25 protein-coding genes and 1 pseudogene are annotated in these 24365 nt (G+C 56.1%); 24 read left to right on the forward strand and 2 right to left on the reverse strand.

Going from position 1 to position 24365, the window contains the following annotated elements:
- Positions 1 to 250 precede the first annotated feature (250 nt).
- From Q0837_RS00920 to Q0837_RS01020, 21 genes are read left to right on the forward strand one after another with little or no spacing between them, the layout of a single operon-like run.
- Complete coding sequence (locus Q0837_RS00920) at positions 251 to 1636, forward strand: MATE family efflux transporter (RefSeq protein WP_298469705.1); 1386 nt, start codon at positions 251 to 253, stop codon at positions 1634 to 1636.
- 35 nt (positions 1637 to 1671) lie between these two features.
- On the forward strand, positions 1672 to 1935 hold the full coding sequence (locus Q0837_RS00925) for a 2Fe-2S iron-sulfur cluster-binding protein (protein WP_298464037.1): 264 nt from the start codon (positions 1672 to 1674) through the stop codon (positions 1933 to 1935).
- 13 nt (positions 1936 to 1948) lie between these two features.
- Positions 1949 to 2224, forward strand: coding sequence for an acyl carrier protein (locus tag Q0837_RS00930; protein ID WP_298464039.1), 276 nt, complete (start codon positions 1949 to 1951; stop codon positions 2222 to 2224).
- 4 nt (positions 2225 to 2228) lie between these two features.
- Positions 2229 to 3410, forward strand: coding sequence for a beta-ketoacyl synthase N-terminal-like domain-containing protein (locus Q0837_RS00935; protein ID WP_298464041.1), 1182 nt, complete (start codon positions 2229 to 2231; stop codon positions 3408 to 3410).
- On the forward strand, positions 3410 to 4678 hold the full coding sequence (locus Q0837_RS00940; protein ID WP_298464044.1) for a beta-ketoacyl synthase N-terminal-like domain-containing protein: 1269 nt from the start codon (positions 3410 to 3412) through the stop codon (positions 4676 to 4678). Before Q0837_RS00935 ends, Q0837_RS00940 begins: the two co-directional genes overlap by 1 nt.
- Complete coding sequence (locus Q0837_RS00945; RefSeq protein WP_298464046.1) at positions 4675 to 5418, forward strand: SDR family oxidoreductase; 744 nt, start codon at positions 4675 to 4677, stop codon at positions 5416 to 5418. Before Q0837_RS00940 ends, Q0837_RS00945 begins: the two co-directional genes overlap by 4 nt.
- On the forward strand, positions 5415 to 6467 hold the full coding sequence (locus Q0837_RS00950) for a zinc-binding dehydrogenase (RefSeq protein WP_298464049.1): 1053 nt from the start codon (positions 5415 to 5417) through the stop codon (positions 6465 to 6467). The genes Q0837_RS00945 and Q0837_RS00950 overlap by 4 nt, the downstream gene beginning before the upstream one ends.
- A complete protein-coding gene (locus Q0837_RS00955; protein WP_298464052.1) occupies positions 6464 to 7273 on the forward strand; it encodes an enoyl-CoA hydratase/isomerase family protein in 810 nt (269 codons plus the stop codon). The genes Q0837_RS00950 and Q0837_RS00955 overlap by 4 nt, the downstream gene beginning before the upstream one ends.
- Positions 7270 to 8199, forward strand: coding sequence for a hypothetical protein (locus Q0837_RS00960; RefSeq protein WP_298464055.1), 930 nt, complete (start codon positions 7270 to 7272; stop codon positions 8197 to 8199). The genes Q0837_RS00955 and Q0837_RS00960 overlap by 4 nt, the downstream gene beginning before the upstream one ends.
- Positions 8196 to 8978 (forward strand): class I SAM-dependent methyltransferase, encoded by a 783-nt coding sequence (locus Q0837_RS00965; RefSeq protein WP_298464058.1) that lies wholly within the window; start codon positions 8196 to 8198, stop codon positions 8976 to 8978. Before Q0837_RS00960 ends, Q0837_RS00965 begins: the two co-directional genes overlap by 4 nt.
- Entirely contained in the window at positions 8971 to 10494 is a 1524-nt protein-coding gene (locus Q0837_RS00970) for a class I adenylate-forming enzyme family protein (RefSeq protein ID WP_298464061.1), read from the forward strand. Before Q0837_RS00965 ends, Q0837_RS00970 begins: the two co-directional genes overlap by 8 nt.
- The gene (locus Q0837_RS00975; RefSeq protein WP_298464065.1) at positions 10487 to 10765 is read left to right on the forward strand and encodes an acyl carrier protein; all 279 of its coding nucleotides are present in this window, start codon (positions 10487 to 10489) and stop codon (positions 10763 to 10765) included. The genes Q0837_RS00970 and Q0837_RS00975 overlap by 8 nt, the downstream gene beginning before the upstream one ends.
- The gene (locus tag Q0837_RS00980; protein ID WP_298464066.1) at positions 10762 to 11922 is read left to right on the forward strand and encodes an SDR family oxidoreductase; all 1161 of its coding nucleotides are present in this window, start codon (positions 10762 to 10764) and stop codon (positions 11920 to 11922) included. Before Q0837_RS00975 ends, Q0837_RS00980 begins: the two co-directional genes overlap by 4 nt.
- Complete coding sequence (locus Q0837_RS00985; protein WP_298464069.1) at positions 11919 to 12749, forward strand: alpha/beta hydrolase; 831 nt, start codon at positions 11919 to 11921, stop codon at positions 12747 to 12749. Before Q0837_RS00980 ends, Q0837_RS00985 begins: the two co-directional genes overlap by 4 nt.
- On the forward strand, positions 12746 to 14143 hold the full coding sequence (locus Q0837_RS00990; protein ID WP_298464072.1) for a cytochrome P450: 1398 nt from the start codon (positions 12746 to 12748) through the stop codon (positions 14141 to 14143). The genes Q0837_RS00985 and Q0837_RS00990 overlap by 4 nt, the downstream gene beginning before the upstream one ends.
- A gap of 42 nt (positions 14144 to 14185) precedes the next feature.
- Positions 14186 to 15343 carry a hypothetical protein gene (locus tag Q0837_RS00995; protein WP_298464074.1) on the forward strand — a complete coding sequence of 386 codons (1158 nt, stop codon included), beginning with the start codon at positions 14186 to 14188 and terminating at the stop codon, positions 15341 to 15343.
- A complete protein-coding gene (locus Q0837_RS01000) occupies positions 15343 to 16050 on the forward strand; it encodes a Sua5/YciO/YrdC/YwlC family protein (RefSeq protein WP_298464075.1) in 708 nt (235 codons plus the stop codon). Before Q0837_RS00995 ends, Q0837_RS01000 begins: the two co-directional genes overlap by 1 nt.
- Positions 16051 to 16068: 18 nt before the next feature.
- Positions 16069 to 17214, forward strand: a complete 1146-nt coding sequence (locus Q0837_RS01005) for an amidohydrolase family protein (RefSeq protein ID WP_298464077.1) — start codon at positions 16069 to 16071, stop codon at positions 17212 to 17214.
- Between the two features lie 16 nt (positions 17215 to 17230).
- Positions 17231 to 17716, forward strand: coding sequence for a hypothetical protein (locus Q0837_RS01010; protein ID WP_298464079.1), 486 nt, complete (start codon positions 17231 to 17233; stop codon positions 17714 to 17716).
- A gap of 34 nt (positions 17717 to 17750) precedes the next feature.
- Positions 17751 to 18215: a GFA family protein gene (locus Q0837_RS01015; protein ID WP_298464081.1), complete on the forward strand. Its 465-nt coding sequence runs from the start codon at positions 17751 to 17753 to the stop codon at positions 18213 to 18215.
- Between the two features lie 23 nt (positions 18216 to 18238).
- Positions 18239 to 18724 (forward strand): MaoC family dehydratase, encoded by a 486-nt coding sequence (locus Q0837_RS01020; RefSeq protein WP_298464083.1) that lies wholly within the window; start codon positions 18239 to 18241, stop codon positions 18722 to 18724.
- A gap of 85 nt (positions 18725 to 18809) precedes the next feature.
- On the opposite strand, the gene Q0837_RS01025 is transcribed toward Q0837_RS01020, so the two are convergent.
- Positions 18810 to 21893, reverse strand: coding sequence for an efflux RND transporter permease subunit (locus Q0837_RS01025; protein ID WP_298464085.1), 3084 nt, complete (start codon positions 21891 to 21893; stop codon positions 18810 to 18812).
- A gap of 3 nt (positions 21894 to 21896) precedes the next feature.
- A complete protein-coding gene (locus Q0837_RS01030) occupies positions 21897 to 22952 on the reverse strand; it encodes an efflux RND transporter periplasmic adaptor subunit (RefSeq protein ID WP_298464088.1) in 1056 nt (351 codons plus the stop codon).
- A gap of 226 nt (positions 22953 to 23178) precedes the next feature.
- Here Q0837_RS01030 and Q0837_RS01035 point away from each other — a divergent pair, with 226 nt between their 5' ends.
- The 3 genes and pseudogenes from Q0837_RS01035 to Q0837_RS01045 all read left to right on the forward strand — a co-directional run bounded on the left by Q0837_RS01035 (position 23179) and on the right by Q0837_RS01045 (position 24345).
- Entirely contained in the window at positions 23179 to 23307 is a 129-nt protein-coding gene (locus Q0837_RS01035; RefSeq protein ID WP_298464091.1) for a hypothetical protein, read from the forward strand.
- 72 nt (positions 23308 to 23379) lie between these two features.
- Positions 23380 to 24208 (forward strand): annotated as a pseudogene (locus Q0837_RS01040) (integrase core domain-containing protein).
- On the forward strand, positions 24208 to 24345 hold the full coding sequence (locus tag Q0837_RS01045) for a hypothetical protein (protein ID WP_298464094.1): 138 nt from the start codon (positions 24208 to 24210) through the stop codon (positions 24343 to 24345). Before Q0837_RS01040 ends, Q0837_RS01045 begins: the two are co-directional and overlap by 1 nt.
- The last annotated feature ends 20 nt before the right edge of the window (positions 24346 to 24365 follow it).

A 24365-nucleotide genomic window follows, 5' to 3' on the forward strand; every position in this document is an offset into this window, starting at 1 on the left:
TTGACCATCTGACTCAAAATTCACATTCTTCAAACATGGGATAGTGATTCGTAGTCACTGTATAGACGAGAAAAAATCTATTGGTCATTTCCGGTAGGACGGTGATTGCGGTTGTGTGAAATTAGTTGGTGTAAGGCCTTGGGCCTAATAATCGGGGGTGGCGTACTTCCGAAGAATCCTTTTTACGTCCTCTTTAGGGCCGCCCTTCTGTGGCCCGAGGGGCACTCGGGTGGGGAATTTGATGGTGCCAATGGATCAGGAGCGAATCTTTGATCTCACCGGGTCGGTGGTGGTGTTATCCGCACCAAATATTCTCCTAGTAATTTTCCAGGCGTCATTAATACTGGTCGAAGTTTTCTATTTGGCTATTATTGGCGATCAGTTCCTCGTCATGCTCGCCTTGATTACCCCGGTTTACATGCTAATGCTGATGTTGGGGTCTGGAGCAATTTCCACCGCATCAAGTAGTCTGGTCGCGAGATACCTGGGGGCCGAGCAGTACTCACAAGCGAAGATATGTGCAGCCCAAGGGGTCTTGCTGGCAATTGCCTTAGGATTGGCATTCTTTGCTTCGGTTCTGATCTTGAGCCCTGTTCTGGTGCTTTTCTTGAACGATGGCCTGGTGGCATTACTTCCAGTCGGAACCTACCAATACATTGCTGTCCTGTTCCTGAGCGCGCCCGCAATCTTTGCCTACAACGCGCTGAGTGGTGTGATGCGCGGGGCCGGAGAGATGGTTTTTCCGGCGGTCGTATCAGCTGTTACGGCCTTACTGACGGTGGCCATCATGCCGTTGGTTATGTTCGGATTCGGTCCGGTTGAGGGGATCGGATTCATTGGCGCCGCCGCCACCTTGACCTCGTTTACCTATCTCGGGCTATTGGTGATGGCGATGCGGGTCTATGCTGATGGCCGTCCCTTCATGCCTGCTCTCGGCTGGCTTTGGCGGAAAGACGTAATAGCTGAGCTACTGGCAGTGGCAGTGCCGACTGCGGTTCTGTCGCTCCTCAATCTCGCCGCCTTCGTGGCAATCACCATCGTAATGGCAAACCTTGGTCAGGCTGGCGCAGCGGCATACGGCGCTATCGGTCGGGTCGAGTTCACCATTATGGTGGTGAGCTTTGCCGTAGGCGTCGCGACAATTCGCGAAGTGGGGGTTCGATTTGGGGCTGGCGATCTTGCGAACGCCAAACGCGCAGCCTGGGTGTCGGCCTCATTCGTTGCGCTATTGCTGAGTGTGCCCGTCGCGATACTCTGGTTTGCTCCCGGATTGTGGTTGACGCTGTTCCTTGATGACGCGGAGGCTATCGGGATCGGCTCGACCTATTTGAGTTTCGCAGCGCCCGGCTATGTCGCGTTTGGATTTGGGCTTGCGTGGCTCTTTGTGGCTCAGGCAACCGGTGCCTTGAAGGCGGCGTTCCTCGCATCCGTCGTGCGGGTCGTTGTCATTGTCGCGCTCGCATTCGCTCTCAGCTGGGCAGGGTTTTCACCTGCCGTCGCTGCTGGCTTGGCTACAGCGTTAGGTTCTCTCTTCTACGCTATAAGCATGCCCATCGTGCAGCAGCGCATCTTCGGTGCACCAATCGGCGATCGACTGCATGCGGCAGCGCAAGACAGCATCAGGGTGCGGTCGTGATTGTCGAAGTTCATGGGCCGAACGGCAAGCTTCGCATGGATGGTCAATCCGGGATGAACCTGATGCAGCTGCTTCGATTGCATGCGGTCGACGGGATCACTGCTGATTGCAGTGGCGCGATGAGCTGCGGGACATGCCGCGTCCGTGTGGCGGAGTCATGGAGCGAGAGGCTTTCGCCTCCCAACTCCAGTGAGCTCGATATGCTCGAAGCCCTAGAAGATCATGATCCGCTTACGCGCCTCACATGCCAGATCGAATTGACCGAAGAAATCGATGGATTGGTTTTGAATATCGAATGAAGGAGATCAAGTCGTGAGTAATATCATTGAGGGAATTCGAGAAATTATTTCGGAGATTTGTGACATCGATACGTCGGAGATCGAAACGAAATCGAATATGATTTCTGATCTTGGCATCGATAGCCTGGACTTTTTGGATATTTCATTCGCTATCGAGAAGAAATTCGGTGTGAAGCTCCCAGTGGATGACTGGGTAGAGAAAGTCGATGCGGGTGAGGCAACCCTTGACGACTATTTTGTCGTCCAATCGATCGCCGACTTCATCGCCAGCAATCAAGTGACGGCATAAGGCGATGTCTGCCGATCGCGAGAAGCGAGCCGTCGTTGTCACTGGCATGGGCATAGTCTGTCCGCTCGGCTGTTCTAGTGAAGCGATAATCCACGCGCTCAATCAGACTGATGCGAGTAGTGGCATCGATCGGCAGACTTTTGCGCCTTACCCTGTCAGGCCGGCCGTCAACACCAATGGAGATCGTTTCCTAAGGCGTCCGGGCGAGCGCCGGGTGATGAGCGACATGATGCTTCATGCGGTGGAGGCTGCGGGTCAGGCCCTGTCGTCTGCCGGTCTTATCGGTCGCGAGGAGGGCCTGGACGACATCAATATGCTGGTCGCCGCGGGCATGTCGGCACGCGATCCGCGCGCTGACGCCGAATTGCTGGCCGAGCGAGGAAACACGGCTCAGACCGGTCCCGCGTTCAACCGGCGGCTCCAGAGCGAATTGAAACCGACGCTTTTCCTCGCCCAGCTGTCCAACCTGGTCGCCGGCAACCTTTCTCTGATGTTTGGGATCAAAGGCTCCAGTCGAACGATCAGTGGTGAGGAGATTGCCGGAGCGCAATGCCTTGAGACAGCGTTTCGGCAGATCGCGAGTGGTCAGCGCGAAGTCGTTCTGGTCGGCGGTAGTTTCAGCGCCGAGCGGCCTGAAGTCATCGCCAGCTACGCGGCTGCCGGGATTCTGGCGCACAATGAAGTCCCGGATGCGGGAGCAGTGCTGGCTACCGCGTCGGTGTTTCTGGTGCTTGAAAGCGCCACTTCTGCCGAAATGCGCGGGCAAAAACCCCTCGCAAGAATGCGCGACGTTCAAACTCGTCTTGGTAATCGCAAGGCCAAGGGGGACATTTCGAGCAACGCCGCAAAGCTGCTTGATACTTGGTCACGAGCCGACAGTGGAGACAAGATTGCAATCGTGGATGGCTCTCCGTCACGCTCGGTCCTCTCTGAAGAAAGCGACGCTCTGATAGAGATTGCCAGGACCTCCAAAGCCATGAGCCTGGCAGGACGATTTGGAAGGGCAGACCGGTTCGGACACCCGATCGATGCCAGCGCGCTCCTGTCCGCGTGGATCGGCCTGAGCATGCTCAACGAACCCGATTTCCCTGCCGAAGACAAAGTTGATTGCTCTCCGGACGCAGTTCTGTGCTGCGACTGGGGGCTTCGCTTTGGCGAGTCCGAAGTCCTTTTGGAGAAGGCGTAATGGCAACTACCAAAGATACGCGAGTGGCAATCACAGGGCTTGGTCTCTTGACCGCAAACGGGAGCACTACAGCCGAGAACTGGCAGCGCTTCTCGGGTGGCCGGTCTGGGATAAAGCCTATCAAACGATTTGAGACTGACGGCCTGCCAGTCAGCTTCGCGGGCACGGTTCCACCCATTTGCGACGACCATACAGTTGGAGTTGATCGGCATGTTGCGTTCTCGATCCACGTGGGTCGCGAGGCAATCAATCAGGCAAGACTGAAGTCGACCGGAGGCTTTCCCGGGCCGCTCTTCCTCGCCGTTCCAGCCACCGAACACCCATGGGAGGCTGCCTTCGAAGTCGCGAACGAGACGATGGTTGGCGACCATGGGTTGTTTGATGACCCTGCACGATTTGCTGATTTTAACCCTGAGTTGGTCTTTCGGCATCGGCTGGATGGTGAGATCGCTTTGCAGGTCAATGAGGTTTTTGGCTGCCAGGGAGTTCCACTCACCACGTTCACGGCCTGTGCTTCTGGGGCGTCTGCCCTCCAGTTTGCCGTAGAGGCAGTCCGCCGGGGCGAGACGGATATGGCGCTCGCGATTGGATGCGATGCATCTCTCAGCGCAGAGATGATATCGCGATTTGCGCTGCTCTCTGCGCTCTCGCAACGCAAAGGTGATCCCGAGCAGGCATCTCGACCCTTTTCCAAGGATCGAGATGGATTTGTAATCGCCGAGGGTGCTGCGGCCATGGTCGTTGAAAGCGTCGAATCCGCCCGAAAGAGAGGCGCTCAGATTCTCGCGATCGTCTCGGGAGTGGGGGAAGCCGCCGATGACTTTCACCGTACTCGTTCAAACCCGGATGGCTCCAGCATCGTCTCCTGCATGAGCAGGGCCATCAGCGACGCGAAGCTTGTCCCGGAGGACATTGGCTACGTCAATTGCCACGGAACCAGCACCCCGGAAAACGACAAGATGGAAGGTCTGGGCATCAACCTCCTGTTTGGGGATCACGCGCGTTCGATGCCAATCAGCTCGAACAAATCCATGATTGGCCATACACTAACAGCGGCCGGGATGGTCGAAGCCGTGGTCTCGATTCTTTGCCTGATGGAGGAAACTCTCACTCCCACCATCAACTACCACACCCCCGATCCGACGCTCGATTTCGATGTCGTTCCCAACGAGGCGCGCGCGAGCAAAGTCGACCATATCCTTTCCAACAGCTTTGGCTTTGGCGGCCAGAATGTCAGCCTCGTCCTCTCTTCGGAAGCCACTCTGTGACGCGCCGTACTTTCATCACAGGCGGAAGCAAAGGCATCGGGTCGGCGATTGTCAAACGCCTGGCTGCCGACGGTCACGAAGTCGTCTTTTCGTACAATAGCTCCGCCCATCAAGCTGATGCACTGTGCGCCATTGATCGTGAAAAGGTCTCTTGCATCGGTCTCGACCTTCAAGATCCGACATCGGTTGAGACAATGCGCGACTATCTGGATGGCGATCACGAACCATTCGATGGCTTCATACATTGTGCCGGAACGACCTACGATCGCCTAAGCATGTCCGGCGAACGTGGGGCGATTTTAAAGCTCATGGAAACCAATCTGTTTTCCATGATGGGCATCTACAGCCTGCTCTTGCCTGCCATGATGCGCAATCGGTTTGGCAGAATTATCTGCCTTGGCTCGGTGACGGCAAAACTCGGCAATACCGGCAACGCGTTCTACGCATCAAGCAAGGCTGCAATGGGCGGATTTCTTCGCAGCAGTGTGGCCGAAATCGCCTCGCGCGGGATCACGCTCAATCTGATCGCGCCCGGCTTCATCGCGACTGACATGATTAGGGATTATCCGGGGCTCGAAAGCGCTGCGAAGAAACGCATCCCTGCAAAACGTGTCGGAAAGCCGGAAGACGTTGCTGCTCTGGCCAGCTTTCTGATGCGCGAAGAGGCGGGATACATCAACGGTGCGACGCTCACAGTGGATGGCGGGCTTAGTGCTACACTTGGATGGAGCGCAGCATGACGACTGCAAACATGGGCCTCGTCCTTTCCGAAGAGAAAGCGGTGCAATGGCAGGAAGTTTCGTCACTTTCCGACCTGAAACCTGACCATGTTCGCCTGCGGGTGGAAGCTGTGGCGCTTAACCACCTCGATCTGTTCTCGCGAAGGGGAATGGCCTTTTCAAAGCGCAAACTGCCAATCATCGCAGGGGTCGAAGGTGCGGGCAGGATCCTTCGTGTCGGAGCGGAAGTCGAAGGCTTCGACAAGAATGATCGGGTTGTTGTCTATCCGGGCGATATCTGCGGCAAGTGTGTCGAATGCATTTCAGGACGTGAGAATCTCTGCAGTACCGGTGAAGGCATCCTTGGGTTTCACCTCGATGGCGTAGCCGCTGAAGAGATTGACGTGCCCGCACGCCTTGTGCGGAAAGTCCCCGACAGTCTGCCTTCCATTTACGCGGCTTGTGCGCCCGTCACCTATGCCACTGTTGTGCATATGCTTTGCACCAACGCAAAGCTTCAGGCTGGCGAGACGGTGCTTGTTCATGCCGCAGGGAGCGGCATTGGCTCCTTGGCCATAAAGCTGGCCAACCACATCGGTGCAGGTGTGTTCGCCACCGTCGGAAGCGACGCCAAAATCCCAAAGGCGCGCCAGCTCGGCGCGCACCACGTTATCAACTACTCTGAAAAGCCCTTCCACACGATCATTCGCAGGATCACCGAGGGGACCGGGGTCGATGTGGTCTTCGAGCACGTAGGTCAAGCGACCTGGAGGGGCAGCATGCTGTCACTCGCCAAGGGCGGGCGGCTGGTCACTTGCGGCGCAACGAGCGGCCCGCGTGCCGATCTTGACCTGATGCATTTGTTCAACCGTCAGATCAAAATTCTCGCTTCTTTTGGAGGCACAATCGCCGACATGGAACAGGGCTTACGTTTCATGTCGGAATCCGAGGTTCTTCCGCATATCGACAGCGTGGTGAGGCCTCAGGATATCGAGAGCCAATTCGCCAAGCTCGCTGATCGAAATGTCTTCGGAAAGATCGTCATCGACTTCACCGGAGAGCAAGGATGACGCGGCAAGACTTCGGGACGGATATTGCGCTGAACATCTCAGCTGATGTGGCGGAGATCGTGATTGCCTCCCCCGACGGCCTTAACGGTTACACCACCGAAAACATGGCTCAGTTCGAGCAGGCGATCAGGACGGCTTCACTCAGCGATGCCAAGCTCGTGGCGATCCGCGCCGAGGGTAAGAACTTCTCTATCGGCGCGTCCGCTGATCTTCTGGTGACGCTGCGCGAGATGCCACGGGATGAGCGCGAAAGGTTCATCCTCGAAGGCCAGAACATTGTCCGGGCGATACGCGAGAGCAGAAAGATCGTCGTCGCATACATCAACGGCTTTGCGGCTGGCGGCGGCTTCGATCTAATGCTTGCGTGCGATGTTGTCCTGGTAGGGCCGAAAGCGAAGCTGAACCTGTTTTATTCTCGCCTCGCTCTTCTGCCGGATCACGGGGCATTGTTCTTTCTTGACCAGAGAATCGCGCAGGGTGCCGGTAGTCGGGAACTTGCTGAAAACCGGACCCATCGCGGCGAGAAGTGTATCGAAGCACAGCTCGCAGACGCATTTGTCGAAGAATGCCCGGTGTCCGATTGGGCTGAAATTGTCGAAGAGACCAAAGGCTTGCCGCTTAGCAGTCTAGCCGCTTTGAAAGTTGTTTGGCGGGCAGAGTATTCGGATCAGTTTGAACGCCACCTGGCCGGGGTCGCGACGGCTCAATCCGAAATCGTGGCCACGCCATTGGTAGTTGAACGAGTGGACCGCGTCAGATCGCTGCAGATGGCTCGCCCATTGGTGCCAGCCGAGGCGGATTCGTGATCAAGCTGCTCCGCCTTCTTGCCATCGGCGCGCTGCTATGCGGTTTCGCAGTCGGTGGCTTGCATGCCTACGACCACTACAAAGTCTCGGTTCTCAATCATGCAAGCAAATCCAGCGCCGACGACCTGATTGATGGCGCCAGTGTGGTTGTTGGCAGCTCTTCGCTAACCTTTCGTCCTGTAGCGACTGACCCTGCCGATTCTGTGATCCTTCTCCATGCCTGGGGAGTACCTGATCCTGCGGCCTATAGTGGGCTTATCGAGTACCTAGTCAATGATGGACGAAAAGTTCACTTCCCGCTGTACCAAAGGACCTTTCTCCCGCATTCGATAGCCGACAAGGTGGCGAAAATCCTCGATGCGGATGAGCCGAGTTGGAGAGAGCATGCTCGCCTCCTGATTGGCCATTCGGCCGGCGCGACGGCTGGTCTCGATTTGGCGCTTCAGGAATTGGGTTCCAGCCGAATTGAGGATGTCATCCTGCTCTCGCCCGGTGACGGCTCAGGGCCGGATGGCAAGCCTGCGGCGACCAGTGTGAAGATGCTCGAATGGGGGCAGACCGAGCTTGCTCCCGATCCGACGGCGTCACTGCCGCGCTTTCACATCTTTGTAAGCAAAGGTGATTGGCACGTTGGCGATTTCACCGCTCGTCGCATTGCTGAGTACCTGCGAACGGACATTCCTGCAGCGCCAGTGAAATTGCACACCCTGCCGGATGATATCGGGGGTTGCTCCAATCATTTCTGGCCATTGGGAGGCACTGAAGAGTTTGAGCTGCCGCAGGGCACGCAATGGTTTGCTGCCGTCGATGCCAAAGGCCGGTGCGGCGATTGGAAGACAGATCCGGTCGATCATGTCCTGCACGAATTCATCGGGAAGACCGCTTCGGCACGAAACTCAATCCAGCCAAGGGAGAACGGGCAATGAGCCGAGTTCTGCAGGCAAAGACTGTCGAAGGAAGGCAGTTTGACAATTTCGTGGATGAATATGCCAAGGCCAGGCCAGTCTATCCGCGGCAAGTATTTGACCGAATGGTTTTGTTGCACGGCAAGCGCTTCTTTCGCGCCGTGGATATCGGGTGCGGGACCGGACAATCCCTTGAGGGGCTGGACAACATCTCCGCCGAGTTGATCGGCATCGACCCAAGCTCAGTCATGCTCGAAGAGGCGAGGAAACGGGTGCCCGGGGCGACGTTTGTGCGTGCCAGCGGTGAAGATACAACAATTGAGTCCTCATCGGTGGATCTGGTGTCGATCGCCACGGCCTTCCACTGGATGGACCCTGCAGGCGTCGTTCGTGAGGCCCATCGCATTCTGACCGGTGGCGGATTACTGGCGGTATATCGTTACGATATTCCCGAACTGGATGGAGACATCGGCGGGGCGTTTGATCGACGATTGCAGGCCGATTGGCGACCGTTCATTTCGGAGAAAATCCTGTTCCCGGGCGATCCGTTCGACCTGCTGGTTCGTTCCGAAGGCTGGGCTTTCGTCTCGCGGACGGTGATCCCCTACGCGCCCCGCTATTCGTCTCGCCAGTTCGTCGATCTGATGTTGGCAACCTCCTACGTCCGGGAATTTCTAGCGGAACATCCCGATCCAGGACGATACGAGCGCGAGTTCTACGACGAGTTTCACCGCCTCGCCCCCGATGGCGTCACTCCAAATCTCGACATCAAGCTGACCTTGGGAACTCGCAATGGCTGACACCCTGCAAAGCGAGCTGCGCCTTGATGGCGTTCTTGCGAACCTGGCTCGCACAAACCCGGGTGGGGAATCGATAGTGTTCGCTTCGGAAGACGGTGCGGGTCTGTGTCATTCGTGGCAGGAATTGAACGAAGCAGCCAACGCCATTGGCAATGAATTGATCGATGCTGGCTTAAAGCCCGGTGACCGTTGCGCGGTGTTTCTCGAGCATGGATTTCGGGTGGTGGCTGCCGTTTACGGACTGTTGCGGATCGGAGTCGTTATGGTTCCCATTGATCCGGCCTGGGGGCGCAGGTCGATTGCGTCGATCCTGAGCCACACCGACATCACTTTCGCGATCGGCAGCGACCCGAGTTTCTTCGGCAAGTTTGAAACTGGGTGCTCGTTTGCGACGTATGAATCTTTGCCTTTGAGCCTTGATGGAGCAGCTCCCCCACCGCTCCGAGGCAATCCCGATGAGATAGCAATTCTTGCCTTCACATCAGGTACAACGAGTGAGCCCAAGGGGGTCGTTATTACGCACAGACAGATACGTTTCGCCTACCGGCTTGGGCGTGACGAAATCGCGATCAAAAGCCCGAAAAGGTTCGGTTGCTTCTTTCGATTGTCGGGCCTGGGAATCCTGGGCGTATGCTTCTTTTTTGCGGCCGCTCATGGGGCAACGACTGTCGTATTTGGCGAATTGAGTGCGGGCGGGGCGAAATACTTTTGGAAGCGTTGCGAAGAGTGGCAAATTGACTTTGCTTACATGGTCCCGGCCGTCGTCCAGCTTGTAAATCGGCTGGCGGAACTTCCTCCCAATGGTTCAAGCAAGGCTACGTTTGCGTGTGCTGCGGCGCCGCTTGCGCGTGAAGCGCAAGACACATTCCAGAATCGGTTCAACGCCACCCTTCTCAACATCTATGGGCTAACCGAGCTGTCATTCGCGATCATGTTCGGCGCGCGCGATTCTGCGGGGCGAGGCCGCATAACGATAGGCGATGGTGGACCCATAGAGACGCGTCTGGTCGATATGGACAGCCGGACCGTGATCGGTCCCGGCGAAGGCGAGCTTCAGCTTAAGTCCCCGTCCGCCTGCAACGGCTATTGGAACAATCCAAATGCAACTGAAGATCTGTTCCAGGATGGATGGCTGAAATCTGGCGACATTGCGCGCAGAGATAAGGATGGCGATTACTACATCGTCGGTCGTCTGAAAGATGTCGTCATTCATGGCGGCTTCAACATCCATCTCTCCGATGTCGATGAAGCTCTGCTTGCACACGAAAATGTACTCGCCGCTGCCTCGGTCGGGGTGCCGGATCGCCTGTATGGAGAGCGCGTCGTTGCCGCTGTGCAACTAAGGGACCGGCAGCAAGGTACCGATCAAATCCTGGAATGGTGCCGAGGAGAATTGGGCGTGAACAGGGCTCCCTCGCGGATCCTCCAGGTGGAAAAGATACCGGTGAACGGGGCGGGCAAGGTCATGCGGCGCAAGGTTGGCGACCTGATTAACCTGGAGGACGCGAATGCGTGAGCCAGCGGCCATTCTTACTGCGATCATCGAGATTGCGACGGTCCTGCGACAAGAGTCGGGCATGGGCGGCTCGCCAATCTCGGACGAGGCGCCGATGTCCGAGCTCGGTTTTGAAAGCCTGCACTTGGTCGAATTCATGCTCTCACTTTCGGAAGTCTTTGGTGAGGAAATCGTCGAGCGCCTCGAACTGGATCATCGAATGTCGCTGCAAGGGCTGGCGCAGCAGGTCGGCGACCAGCTTGTGCGCCGAAAAGTCGGGACAAAGCTATGAAGAACGTTTTTCTCGTAACCGGAGGCGCAGGCTTTCTCGGGAGCCAGATCGTCAAGGAATTGCTGCTACGCGGGCAGGATGTCGTGTGTCTCGTAAGAAGCGACAGCAGCGAGCGAACGGTTGCCAAGATAGCGCAGTCGGTAGTCAGATCGCATGGCGACGCTGCCGGTTCGGCTCACACGATACGTGGCGATGTCACCCAGGCAATGTGCGGCATTGCCGAGGCGGATCTTGATCGGATCGGCCCGTCGCTGACAGCGATCATCCATTGTGCCGCTCTCGTCAATTTTCTCGTGCCCCGTGAAACCCTGGAACGAAACAATGTCGGCGGGACGCGAAACATCATCGAATTGGCACGGCAATGTGGGAAGATTGGCGCTGGTGCGCCGATTCCGGTTCACCATGTCAGCACCGCCTACGTCGCGGGAAAGACGTCCGATACAATCCTCGAAACCGATCACGAGGGACCGCATGAGGTCCCAGCGTTTCGCAACGGGTATGAGCGAAGCAAGTATCTCGCAGAACAAGCGCTTCGTGAGGCGCACGACGTGCCCTGGTCCATCTACCGTCCGTCTATTGTTGTTGGCTCAGCCGAGGAGGAGTCACCCGAGCCAGGACATAGCCTCGCACCAATTCTTAAGGCCCTTCGAAAGAGCAAAGGGCGCGTGGTCCCGATCAACCAGAAATCTCGGATCGATTTCGTCAACGTGGACTATGTTGCGAAAGCGGTGGCACAGTTGGCATGTGCCGGAGAGAGTTCCGGGCGAACCTATCATCTAGTCAGCAGCGGCCAGCACAAGGTGCATCTTCGCTCGATCCTTTCCATCGTCAATCGCGAGTACCGCAACGGCAAGCCGTCCCTAATTCCAATTCCGACGATGCTTTACACGTGGGTCCTGGCTCCGCTGCTCAAAATTCGTTCCTCGACAGACGCGCGCAAGGTCGAGCAGCTGGCAAGTCCATTTGTTCCATACGTGGCGCAGCACCCACGCTTCGATGATAGCAACGCCCAGGCAGCCTTGGTGCAATATGGATTGAAGCCAGCCGAACCAATCGACCTCTTTGCCAGGATTGCGCGCGGTGACGCGGGTAATGTCCCCGCCAAACGCAATCGCAAACGCCACACCGCACCAGCGTCGGTGAGTGCCTCGGCGTGAGCAATCTTGCACCCAGGATCGAGGAGCATCGCTTCGTCTCTTCCGATGATGTCGGATTGAGGTACATCTCGTGCGGCGATGGCTATCCGGTCGTTCTTTCTACGCCGATCGGCCTGCACCTTGATTTCTGGAAGCCGCTATTCGCGACACGGAGTGCGGAGCGCTTTCGGTTCATCGCCTTGCAAAGCCGCGGACTTTGGGGCTCTCAGGCTTCCCATGATCCAGCCAATGATACGGTTTCGAGGCACGGTCTCGACATTGCTGAGCTCGTTGGTCACGAGGAACTCAACGACTATGCGATGATCGGCTATTGTGGAGGCAGCGCCCCCCTGATCGAGGCGCTCCAAAGCGTTGCGAAAGTCCCCGGAAATACTCTGCTCATCAGCACGCTTTTCCGGCGCGACCGCCAGGAACTCATCGTCCGTCGAGTTCTGGAAAGATTCGAGCAAAGCCAGCGACCCTCAGCCTATCGAATGATCTTGTCCGTTGCATTCCAGGCGGCGGTCCCGGAGTTCCAGTCCATTGCCGAAGACGAAATCTGCACAACTGAAAAGTTGCCGATGTACCTTCGTCAATTGAATTCCCTATATTCGTTTAATTTTCCGAATAACATTCGATCAGATACTTCAATAAGGGTATTCTTGAGCTCAGGAGATATTGATCCAATTAAGGAATCAAGTTGTGACTATGTAAATAGAATGGGTGGGGATGCATCCAAAATTGAAACCATCAATGATTCCGATCACTTCTATTTATTCAATCAACCGGAGAGGGCGATCGATCTGATCTCAAATTCTCTTCTAAGCAATGCGGGAGCAATTTCATGAACATTGAAGCGCGCCAACGGGACATTACTCTGCCGGAGCCGCAGCTCGCGCAAATTCCGATCACAGCAAATGGGCGGTCCGTGCTTGAGGTCTTGAGCGACCTTAAAGGAGGTTTGGTCGGACTTTATCGGGACCAGCAATTCTACGAGGAAGACTACATCGTTCGGTCATTCCTTGGCCGAAAGTTCATTACCGTTCTGAATACCTCGCTGATCGAGCATATTCTGCTCAAGAATCCGGGAAACTATCAGCGTGGAACTCTCGAGAAGACGACTGTCCAGCCCTGGGCGGGAGATGGAATCCTCGCGAGTGAGGGCAAGACCTGGAAGAAGCAACGCAAACTCTCCGAACCATGGTTCTTTCGACACAAGATCGATCAGTTTGCGTCGCCGATCACGGAATCCGCGCTCCAGACTGCCATCGATTTGGACGCCGCCGCGAAATCGGGCGAGTCCGTCAATCTGGCGGAATTCCTACTTGGTTTCTCCAGACGAGTTATCGCGCGGTCACTCTTCAGTGCGGATATAGAGCCCCACTTCGGCGAACTGCGCGAGATCCTGGATCAGGTGCAACAGCGGATGGCCCGCATAGGGGTTCTGGATGTTCTGGGCTTTGGCTATCATCTCCGTCGTTGGTCTCCTGGCGAAGCGCAGAAGCTCAACCAACGACTCCGGAATATTTTCGATCCGATTATCACGGAACGGTTCGATGGCCGGGTCCGGCGCAATGACTTTCTGCAAGCCATTGTTGATACGAACGATGCTGAAAGCGGCAAGCGCCTTTCACGCAAGCAGGCCTATGACACGGCGATCAGTTACTTCCTTGGGGCGCCGGAAGCGGTTGGTTTCTCGCTTGTCTGGACGTTCTATCTTCTGTCGCATCACCCGGATATCCAAGAGCGTGCGGCAGCTGAGGCGCAGGAGTTCACGCTTGCCGATCCGACCATCAAGTCCCTTGGTTCGCTCGAGTATTGCTGGACAATTCTGCAAGAGGCGATGCGCCTGTACCCACCTGTCCATTCCTTGACTCGAGAGGCTCTCGGGCCGGACCAATTCGGAGACCTGAAGATCCCCAAGAGGTCACTCGTCCTCTTCCCCATCTACGCGATCCATCGACACAGCAAGCTTTGGGAAAACCCAAATCGATTTGATCCGGATCGTTTCTCCAAATCTCGCAGGAAGCAAAGCGATCATCTGAAGTTCATGGCGTTTTCTGCCGGACCGCGTTTTTGCATCGGTCGCTCTCTTGCGGAAATGGAAACCAAGATCGCAGTCGCGTCCCTGCTCAGCCGGTTCCGGTTTGAGCCCGATCCTGATCGGCCAGTGCGAGAGCTTGAAGCCCGGTCCACTCTTCGACCCAAAGACGGATGCCACGTGCGCGTTTCGCGGCGGTGAACTTCAAGGATGAAATGACCCGAGACAAAAGAGGAGAATGAAATGGTAGCGGAAATCACCCTATTCGACACCACATTGCGCGATGGCGAGCAAGCTCCCATGAATGCGATGTCGGTCGAGACCAAAGTCGACCTATTCAACCGCATAGCGATGTCAGGGATCGATCGGATTGAAGCGGGGTTCCCTGCCGCGTCGCCGATCGATTACGAAGCGGTATCGCAGATCCTCCAGCAGCCCACCAACGCATCCTTGAGCCTGTTTGCGCGGGCCACGCGTGGCGACATTGACTGCTGTCTGGAGTTGGCAGGCAACAGGCGGGATCTGCAGATCCAGATCCTTGTTACAGGTTCGGAAATCCATCTGGAACACAAGCGTCAGATCACTCTTGAGGAAGCGATTGAGGAGACCCGGGAAGCAGTCGAATACGCTGCGAATCACAACATCGAAGTATCGCTTGCGGTTGAGGACGCTTCGCGCGGATCCTACTCGATGCTGGAGAAGGTGATTAAGACCGGAGTGGATGCAGGCGCAACAACTGTGGTCGTAACCGATACTGTGGGAGCAGCTCTTCCCAGCCAATTCGGTGCAATGGTGGCCGCAGCTCGCGAATGGGTTGGAGCGGAGACGTCTTTGTCCGTGCACTGCCACAATGATCTTGGCCTTGCAGTTGCCAACAGCATCGCCGGCATCGCCGCAGGCGCGAACGAATGTCAGGGAACTTTGTGCGGCATAGGTGAGCGGGCAGGAAATGCTGCCTTGGAAGAAATTGTCGCGATCTTGCTTACCAAGGAAGATGAGTTTGCGAGACGTTGCAATGTCGACCCGATCGCTCTTCTGGCCGCCTGTAATGCCTTGAGCGAAGCGATCGATTTTGATTTGCAGCGCAACAAGCCGATCCTTGGTCGCTGGGTGAACGCGACTGCCGCCGGCCTTCACCAGAGCGGGATGTTAAAACATCCGGATACCTATGAACCTTTCGACCCAGCATTATTCGGGCGTGAGCGAGAGTTCCTCATCACGCGCCACTCCGGTTCTGCTGCAGTCCGCGACATGCTCAAACGTCATGTCGGAAACGGGCCTGATGAGGTGGAGCCAAGCTATTTGCTTTCGCGCATGGGCCTTGAAGGCAAGTCATTTTCGTCAACCCAAGGCGAGGAATTCCGCAGTTTCGTGGCCAGTTGCCAAGCCGGTGCCAAGTGATGCTGGCAAGTGTAGCAAGACCACTGGACCTCGACGAAAGCTGCGACCCGGCAATCGTCGACAAAGCTGCAGGCGTTCTTGATCGCGGCGGTGTCGTGCTGCTGCGTACAGTGGTCGGTTATGGCATCGTGGGTACGTCCGACGAAGCCATCAAGTTGATGTATGATCTGAAAGGACGTCCCCCGACCAACCCATTGATCCTGGTTGGCAATATACCAATCCTTGACGAGCTTACAAAGCCGGTGGGGCGTGTGGCGCGCGAATGGCTCGACGATGTCATCACCCGAACCACCCTCGCCGTGGTCAATGATCTTGATTCAGACAGTGAAATCTACAGGAGCTTCAGTCCCGTCGCGAAAGCGCAGGCGACCAAGGATGGATCGGTTGCCATTTTCCTGAATACCGGTTGGTTACCCGAACAACTCGCCATTCGTATGGCCGAGCAAGGAAAAGCTCTGTTCGGAACATCGGCCAATGCGACCGGTGAGGGCAATAGCCAATCGATCGATGAAGTCCCGAGCACGATCCGAGATGCCGTGGACTACTCCTACGACCAGGGAACGGTACTCTACCAGACGGTCGACAAGCTCGCGACCACGATCATCGATCTCAGAACACTGACGATCTCGCGGATTGGCGTCTCGGCCGCCATGCTGACGCAAAATATCCGTCGGATTCACGCCCTCCAGAACCTTCGAACTGCATGAGAAATTTGAGGATTTGCTATGAAAACGAATGACTTCTTCTCGATTGACGCTGACTCTCACATTGAAGACAGCGATGCGATTTTTGACTTTCTCGATGCTGGATACATGCATCGTAGACCTCGGATCGTCGATATCGGTGACATGGTCCAGCATCGACCTACACGGAACAAGGCCTGGATCATCGATGGCGAGATGCGGCCCAAGATGCAGGGGCCGAACTCATCCTGCCATGCGACGCCTCCAACAAGCGACTATGCCAAACTCAAGCCGGTTTCCTATGGCGTACAGACGCTGACCGACGTTCCAGCATATCTGGACAGTCTCGATTCGGTCGGGCTCGATGTCTCGGTTCTGTATACGACGCTTTTCCTTCAGCCGCTCACGAAGGATCCGTTGTTCGAAGCGGCGCTCGTCTCAGCGTACAACTCTTTCGTGGCCGAGCAGTGCGGCAAGGCGCCAGATCGTTTGAAATGGGGTGGTCTGGTCCCGATCCGGTCTCCCGAACTTGCTGTCAAGGAAGCGAGGCGGATCAAAGAGCTAGGCGCTTCGAGCTGCATGCTTCTGCCAACCGCGGGCAATGTGCTGCTCCATGACCGGCGTTTCGACCAGCTGTTCGGCTACTTCGAAGAGAACGCGATGCCGGTTTGCGTCCATGTCGGGTGGTCGCACGATGGCATCCAGGAAAGCTGCGACTTTCCAGCTGCATCATTCATCCTGAACTTCGAGATGGCTATGGTGATGGGGTTCTTTTCATTCCTCGGTGGCGGCATCCTTGACCGCTTCCCCAAGTTGAGGGTTTCCTTCCTTGAAGGAGGGATCGGTTGGTATCCGGCCGCCCTTTCGCGGATGGAGCACTGGCAGGAGACGCCGGCAGCTGAACCATGGCAGGCGCAGAAAACCGCAAGCGAATATCTGCGAGACCATGAAGTCTATTTCACTGTTGAGGGTGACGAACCCGATCTCGCCAGTTTCGTGGAATTCGCGGGAGAAGATCGCATCCTGGGTTCAGCAGATTTCCCGCACGTCCACTACGCAGGTGGCCGACTGAGTGTTGCTTTCGATGAGATTCGTTCGAGAACCGACCTCACCCAAGAAGTGAAACGGAAGCTCCTCTCCCAGAATTCTCAGAAATTCTATGGGATCAAGGAGCTCGTCACCGCGTGACGGGACTTGGCATCGAATGCTTGAAATCATGCAGTCAGTTGGAGATTCACATATGAAGGTGCGAAAATCTAGAGCGTCGTCCTGTTTGCTTTCATGCTCGCTGGCATTGATCGTCGCAGCCGTGGGGAGTTCGGCGACGGCTGAATCGGAACAGACGCCCACGGTTTCAATTGTCGACGAAGAGCCGACTTCCGACGGTCGTGAGTTGTATGGCAGAGTAATGCGGGTGGACTTCATTGACTTCTATTCGCATCGAACGCACTACTTCGCTGATGGGACCTACAAACTCGTCGACTCCAAAGGGTGGTCTTCTTCAGGGACTTGGTGGGTTGAAAAGAATGCACTGTGCTTCTTCTCGATCGAGAAGAAGCGAGTTTGCTGGGCTTATGCGCCTTTGGAAGAAGGACGGGTATATCAAAACTTTTCTCCATATGATGGCACTCCGGTTCATGCGTACCTAGAACCTGTCGGAAGTACGCTGGACGAAAAGCCGGATCCATAGGGTATTGCCATGGTCCGCAGACAGGATTGGGTTGATGACCATAGTTGAGGGCCAATGCCGTTGTGGCGATATTCGTTACCAGTCGGTCGATATAGGACCAGCCGGGTTTTATGCCTGCCATTGTGGCCAGTGCAGAAGGCTACTGGGCACCTCATTCGCCTTGAATCTTCCAACTCGCAAAGACTTGGTCGAGATTCAGGGCGAGCTTCAGGGGCGAGATTATCAAACGGCCCCGGGACGCGGAAATCGATCCTATTTCTGTCCAAACTGCCATTCGCACGTGTTCTCTGCGAACAGTTGGCGAAAAGGCGTGCTCGTGGTGAGAGCTGGCACCGTCACGAACCTCGATGACTGCGAAATGCTCGGGCATGTCTGGACCTCGAGCAAGCAGAGTTGGGTTCGGATCGGGCCAGACGAAACTGCATTCAGCGAGAGCCCGACGGAAGATGAATGGCGTTCGCTCTTCGGCAATCGAAACCGCCTTTTCGATGAATTCTGAGATCTGCTTTTCCGAAGTGGCGCATGACTGAATGGAGCGAAATCCAATCGAAAGTCGGCACCGAAATTGGGGTGTCCGATTGGATATTGGTCGATCAAGCCATGATCGATCAATTCGCGGACGTGACGAAGGATCGGCAATACATCCATGTGGACCAGGATGCTGCCCGTGAAACACCGTTCGGAGGAACCATCGCTCATGGATTCCTGACCCTGTCGCTCCTAACCCACATGATAGAGGATGTCGCCCTTTTCCCTCCGAAGATGGTGGCAGCCATAAACCAGGGGATGGATCGCGTAAGGTTCCTCTCGCCGGTTCATTCGGGTGAGGAAGTCAGAGGGTGTTTTGTGCTCGACGATATCGAAGACAAACGAAGCGGTCGTTGGAAGTTTGTCTATCGCGTCAGAGTAGAGATCAAAGGGACTGCACGACCTGCCCTCACAGCTCGTTGGCTTAGCCTGGTGGTGACCGAGCCCGAAGGCAGCACATCTTTTGGCGCAGCGCGCTAACAATTGACCACACACTCCATGCACGCGAGCCTGCCTGGGTTTGCCTTCGATAGCGGGTTATAGTCTCGGGTCACTCTTCATTGCACTACGCACTCGCGTTCGCGCCGGGCGACGAATGAGTGGATTCTCGATCCTTGTTCGACAATCCTTGTATTACGAGCAGATAAACTGCCGGAGTGATTACCCTGCCAAGTGCTGTCGAACTAACGAGGCCCCCAATTATGACCCAGGCCAATGGCGAGTAAAGCGCAGCTTTGCCGAGTGCGAGCGGCAGCAACCCTCCGATTGCGGTTGCCGAGGTTAGTAGGACTGGAAGAAAGCGTAGCTCGCCGGCTCGCTCAATAGCTTCATGTATCGATAGCCCTTTCGCCATTTGCTTGTTTGCGAAATCCACGAACAGGATGGAGTTCTTTACTTCAATACCCGCGAGCGCGATAAACCCGATGGAAGCGTAGAACGACAACGAATTCCCGGTCAGGAATAGCGCCAGCAACCCGCCGAGAAGGCCCAGAGGAACGACTGCCGCAACCACAAGCGCATCCCGGAATCGACCGAACTCGATCACAATGACCAGCAAAATGCCGAACATCGAAAGTATGGCGATGCTCCAAAGCCCCGAGAAGTTTCGTTCGGCCGTCTCAGCATTGCCGCCCAAACTCAGACTATAGCCGGACGGTAGATCAATCGCTTCCAAACGTTCGACGACGTCTTTTGTTGCGTTGGCAACGTTCCGATCTGGGTCGACCCTGGCTGTTACGGTAGCCGACCGCTCGAATGCTCGCCGATAGATCTGTGCTGGCTCGCTTTGAAGCTCAACCTTTGCGACCCGCGACAAGGGGATCGTTGAACCCTGAGAGGTCGGGATGTAGATGCTGTCAAGGACGCTGAGGTCCGCGCCAGCACCCTCGGCGAGCCGCGCCGTAACAGGCCAGCTGTCACCTTCGCTATCGATAAGAAGGCCAGTGTCTTTGCCTTCGATGGCGAGGTTCAAGGCGAGCCGGACATCTCCACTGGAAACTCCGAGAATGGCCGCTTTGTCAGGATCCACTTCAACTGACAGCTCGAGAAGCTCGGACGCGACCGGGTTATTGACTTCGCGTAGGCCGGGAGTTGCTCGCAGTGTTGCTGAAACAGCGGCGGCTAACCCGCGCAATTCGGCCAGATCAGGTCCGCGCACACGGATGGCGATCGGGGCTTCGACAGGAGGACCGTTTTCAAACGGAAGAACGCTGATCTGTGCATCGGGATCGTTCTCGAACTCTGCTTGCAGTCTCTCGAGAAGGTCGGGGACGCGATTCTTGTCCCATTCATCGAGCGTTACGAGGATTTCACCATCGCGAACATTCTGGGTGGAAGGGAGAACATTATAGAACATTTGCGGATGTCCGGTGCCCGCATTCTCCATTCGGTTTCTCACGAGCGGCTGTTCTTCGAGGGTTGACGAAATGCGGCTTACAACCGCGTCTGTGGTTGCCAGTGAGCTGCCTTGGGGCGTCTGTATGCGAATGAGGAAATACGGAGTTTCGGCGGATGGAAAGAGGCTGAATCCGATCTGCGGGAGCAGGCCAAGAGCTGCCACACACAGCGCCATGCTGCCCAGAACACAGGACAATGGTCGACGCAGGGCCGCGCGCAGCACTGGCGAATAGACGGTGTGGATCGTTCTGTTCAGCCATTGCAAAATCGAATTGGCGCTCTTGCCTCCATCGGGAGCCAGGCGGCTTGCGAGATACGGGATGATCGTCATCGAGACGACAAGCGAACTGACCACGGTCGCGATCACGGCAATAGGCAGTCCACGCACAAAATCGCCTGCCGATTCCGGTATCATTGCCAAGGGCAGGAATGCCATGAGCAGCACGGCAGTGGCGCCAACTACCGCTGCAGAAATTCCTCGAGCGCCTTCGATAGCAGCTGTGATGGGAGAATCCCCGTCACGTAAGCGGCGTTCAATGTTCTCAATGACGACAATTGAATCGTCGACTACCAACCCCAATGACACGATCAGTCCAGACAAGCTGACTTGATTCAGCGAGTGGCCGATCGTCCAGAGGAACAGCACTCCTGCTGCAAGCGAAAGCGGTATAGAGACCATTACGATAATGCTCGCTCGCCGACCCAAGGGTGCAAGAGTCAGAAGCACCAAGCCAAGGGCGATGAAGAAGTCGCGCTGGAGGGTCCTCAGTTTGGAATCGATTGCCTCGCTCTGATCGAACCCGGTTTGCAGTTCCATATCCGGCGGCAACAACGTGCGAAATTCTCCGATTGTTGCAAGTGCACGTTGCTGCAAGGCCTTGACATCGCTGCCGTCCTTCTGGCGGATGCTCAAAAAGACGGCGCGGCGTCCATTAAACCTGGTGATGTGACGCCGCTCGGCTTCCGCCCATTCGACCGATGCGACGTCTTCGACGGTTACCCGACGTCCTTCACTGGTGACTATCGGGATGGCTCGAATGGCTTCAAGAGTGCGAAATGCTCCCCCGGCATCCACGTTGTAGCGGCGGGTTCCACTTTCCAGCGCGCCACCGGGCAATCGCAGTCCGCCTTGCTCCAAAGCGCTGGTCACAAGCGAAACCGATAGGCCTGCAGTGGCGAGACGATTGGAATCCAGGCGTACTGATACCTCTGGCTCAGCGGCTCCCTCGATCGAGACGCTCCGTACGTTTGGGAGCGCGCTCAGTTTCTCTCGCAGATCATCTGCGAATTTCACAACGCGGATCCAATTCGCGTCGTCGCTTATCAGCGCCAATTGCATGACTGCAGCGTCGCTGGTGCGCGGTCGGGTGCTTTCTACACTGGAGATGCCGGTGGGCAGGCTGCCCTGTACAGAATTGACCTGGCGGATGACCCGATCGAGCGAAAGCTCAGCGTCCGTTCCATGTTCGAATTCGGTGACAATCCGTGCTGAGCCATTCACAGAAGTTGACCGTATCTCGCGCACGTTCTCAACCCCCTGCAGCGCGCGCTCGACCGGCTTGGCAATGCTCTGCTCGATCTCTCCTGCGTCAGCTCCTGGCAGTATGACCGTGGTGACCGTAAACGGTGTGGGAAAATGCGGATCGACTGAGCGTGGTATCGACAGGTATGCTTGGATTCCCAAGATCCCGAGTAACAACGCTCCGAGCAGGGTCGCTCTTCCGCGTCGCACCGCAAATTCGATGAATCCCACTCTTCAGAGACCGCGTTTGTCTGCGTCGACGATCATGCCATCCTGGATCTGCTCAAGGTTGGATACAACGACCCAGGCATTCGCTTGCAGTCCGGAAGTCACTTTCACGGCCGAGCCGACCGGTTCCCCTATCTCAACGCGTTGCAGGCGTACGCGATCGGTTTCCGGATCCAGCAGGTAGAGAAATCCCTGGCCCCCACGCGCGTCGAACAGTGCATTGGCCGGGACCAGAGTTACATCTTCAGGTTCCGGTGAGGATCGCACGGAGATTGTAGCATTGCCGATCTGTCCCGGGCGCAGATTGGTGCTTGGAGGAAGCGAGATTTCTACCGCAAAGCTTTTTGATCGAGATTCCGCCTGAGCGCCGAGCTCTACGACCTGTCCGGACAGCGACATGCCTTCGATAGCCTTGATGGTCACCTGCGCCGGTGCCCCCAGCTCAATTCGTTGGACTTGAGTATCACTGAGAAGAACACGCAAGATGTATCCTCCGCTTACATCTCCCCAACTCAACACGGGTGATCCCAAAGGCAAGACCTGTCCGGGTTCCGTCAAACGCGCCAACACCACTCCGGGCCCAGATGCCTTCAAGATGCTGCCATCGCGATTAAATTCTGCGGTGCGAGCGGCAGTGGCAGCCAATGCTTGAGCGTTCTGCGTTTCTTCCAGCTGTGCCAACGTGACCCAACCGTCATCGAACAATTCCTGTATTCGACGCAGCTCGTTTGTCCTTCGTTGCAATTCGCTTCTCGCGCGCTCAAGCTCCACGTCAAGCACTGTGGTATCAAGCCGGGCTAAAGGCTGGTTGGCCCGAACATAGTCCCCCTCATTCACCAAGATCGATGAAAGGCGACCTCCAGTGACGAAGGCCAGCGGAATGACGCGCCTGAACGTTACTTCTCCAGGTGCGGAAATCGTCTCCTCGATATTGGCGATCGCAATTCGCTCCACGCTCACTCTTGGTGTTTCTTGGTTCTCCTGAGCTGGAGGAGCAGCACTGCAGCCTATCAAGATCGTAAATAGCCCAGCTGGGAAGATCTTGCTTGCGATTAACTGCATATCCTCGTCGAATACCTAATAGTGGGATTTGTGATCCAAGACGATCGAACAATTGATCGCCGAAAATTATACATATGTGCTGAATACGCAATGCAAATTTTTGCACTCAACCCCTTCAGCGATCAACATTCAGTTTGTGCCAAATGTCCCGACGACGGACAGAGTATTATCCAAGGTCTTCGTCTGCGCTGCGCAAATTGCGGCGCATTTCCGAGCTCGGCATCCCATGCCAGTTCTGAGTAAATTCAGGGCCGACGATATCGAACAACCGACTGCCGCCTTTGTGAAGAATGCGAGCCGGATTGCGCCAATCACCGAGATTGAAGTCGATCGGCGAATTCTCAGTCGCGATTGACCTGCCCCCTAGGAAGTGGTCCGTTTTGAGAGTTAGGATTTCGGCTATTTACGGCTTGAAAGGAGCTGGAGAATGGCACGGAAGAGATACACACCAGAACAGATTATCGGAATGCTGCGAGAAGCCGAAGTTCGGCTTTCGCAAGGTGAGAAGGTTGGTGGCATCTGCCGATCGCTGGGCGTATCGGAGCAGAGTTACTACCGCTGGCGTCGTGAGTATGGCGGCTTGGAGGTCAGCCAGGCTCGGCGCTTAAAGGACCTGGAGAAGGAGAACCAGCGGCTCAGGAAAGCTGTGTCTGATCTGACGCTGGATGCACTGATCCTAAAAGAGGTTGTCGAGGGAAAGTACTGAGCCCTTCACGGCGTCGGCTGACCGAAAACACGACGGGAAAGCGTTCCGCATGCTGACCTTGATCGATGAGCACACCAGGCAGTGCCTGACGATCCATGTCCAGCGCAAGCTCAAGAGCGATGATGTACTGGCTGTGCTCACTGAGCTGTTCCAGCGCCACGGACCGCCCGATCATATCCGCAGCGACAACGGGGCTGAGTTTACAGCGCACGCTGTGCGCGACTGGCTCGGCGGGGTCGGTGTAAAGACACTCTAGACCGAGCCAGGATCACCATGCGAGAACGGCTACAATGAAAGCTTCAACGGCAAACTGAGGGACGAGTTGCTCAACGGGGAGATCTTCTACACTCTCAAGGAAGCGGTCATCCTGATCGAGCGCTGGCGCATCCATTACAACACCATCCGACCGCACTCGTCGCTTGGATGCCAACCGCCAGCACCACAAGCGATCTTGCCTCGCCCTGCTGAACTGCCTTATGCTACGCTTCAGGCTGCCCAGCAGGGCGACCACAACCGCCGGAACTCTAACTTAACCGGTGGAGCACCATAATGGGGCAGGTCATGCCCGGCGGACTATGGCTCATCCAGGCAATTGAACTCGACACAGTCAATTTTGACGTAAATCTGGTGACCGTAGTCAATGACCTTGCAAGCATCACGGCGCTTGATGACCCTGACGATCTCTAAGTCGCACCGGTTCTCACGAC

Source organism: uncultured Erythrobacter sp. (assembly GCF_947499705.1).
GTDB lineage: Bacteria > Pseudomonadota > Alphaproteobacteria > Sphingomonadales > Sphingomonadaceae > Erythrobacter.

Bases quoted from the DNA above. Each gene is read 5' to 3' on its own strand.
- Q0837_RS00920 (WP_298469705.1), top strand. From the start codon at position 251: ATGGATCAGGAGCGAATCTTTGATCTCACCGGGTCGGTGGTGGTGTTA.
- Q0837_RS00925 (WP_298464037.1), top strand. From the start codon at position 1,672: ATGGATGGTCAATCCGGGATGAACCTGATGCAGCTGCTTCGATTGCAT.
- Q0837_RS00935 (WP_298464041.1), top strand. From the start codon at position 2,229: ATGTCTGCCGATCGCGAGAAGCGAGCCGTCGTTGTCACTGGCATGGGC.
- Q0837_RS00940 (WP_298464044.1), top strand. From the start codon at position 3,410: ATGGCAACTACCAAAGATACGCGAGTGGCAATCACAGGGCTTGGTCTC.
- Q0837_RS00950 (WP_298464049.1), top strand. From the start codon at position 5,415: ATGACGACTGCAAACATGGGCCTCGTCCTTTCCGAAGAGAAAGCGGTG.
- Q0837_RS00955 (WP_298464052.1), top strand. From the start codon at position 6,464: ATGACGCGGCAAGACTTCGGGACGGATATTGCGCTGAACATCTCAGCT.
- Q0837_RS00965 (WP_298464058.1), top strand. From the start codon at position 8,196: ATGAGCCGAGTTCTGCAGGCAAAGACTGTCGAAGGAAGGCAGTTTGAC.
- Q0837_RS00970 (WP_298464061.1), top strand. From the start codon at position 8,971: ATGGCTGACACCCTGCAAAGCGAGCTGCGCCTTGATGGCGTTCTTGCG.
- Q0837_RS00975 (WP_298464065.1), top strand. From the start codon at position 10,487: ATGCGTGAGCCAGCGGCCATTCTTACTGCGATCATCGAGATTGCGACG.
- Q0837_RS00980 (WP_298464066.1), top strand. From the start codon at position 10,762: ATGAAGAACGTTTTTCTCGTAACCGGAGGCGCAGGCTTTCTCGGGAGC.
- Q0837_RS00990 (WP_298464072.1), top strand. From the start codon at position 12,746: ATGAACATTGAAGCGCGCCAACGGGACATTACTCTGCCGGAGCCGCAG.
- Q0837_RS00995 (WP_298464074.1), top strand. From the start codon at position 14,186: ATGGTAGCGGAAATCACCCTATTCGACACCACATTGCGCGATGGCGAG.
- Q0837_RS01000 (WP_298464075.1), top strand. From the start codon at position 15,343: ATGCTGGCAAGTGTAGCAAGACCACTGGACCTCGACGAAAGCTGCGAC.
- Q0837_RS01005 (WP_298464077.1), top strand. From the start codon at position 16,069: ATGAAAACGAATGACTTCTTCTCGATTGACGCTGACTCTCACATTGAA.
- Q0837_RS01010 (WP_298464079.1), top strand. From the start codon at position 17,231: ATGCTTGAAATCATGCAGTCAGTTGGAGATTCACATATGAAGGTGCGA.
- Q0837_RS01015 (WP_298464081.1), top strand. From the start codon at position 17,751: ATGACCATAGTTGAGGGCCAATGCCGTTGTGGCGATATTCGTTACCAG.
- Q0837_RS01020 (WP_298464083.1), top strand. From the start codon at position 18,239: ATGACTGAATGGAGCGAAATCCAATCGAAAGTCGGCACCGAAATTGGG.
- Q0837_RS01030 (WP_298464088.1), bottom strand. From the start codon at position 22,952: ATGCAGTTAATCGCAAGCAAGATCTTCCCAGCTGGGCTATTTACGATC.
- Q0837_RS01035 (WP_298464091.1), top strand. From the start codon at position 23,179: ATGCCAGTTCTGAGTAAATTCAGGGCCGACGATATCGAACAACCGACT.
- Q0837_RS01045 (WP_298464094.1), top strand. From the start codon at position 24,208: ATGGGGCAGGTCATGCCCGGCGGACTATGGCTCATCCAGGCAATTGAA.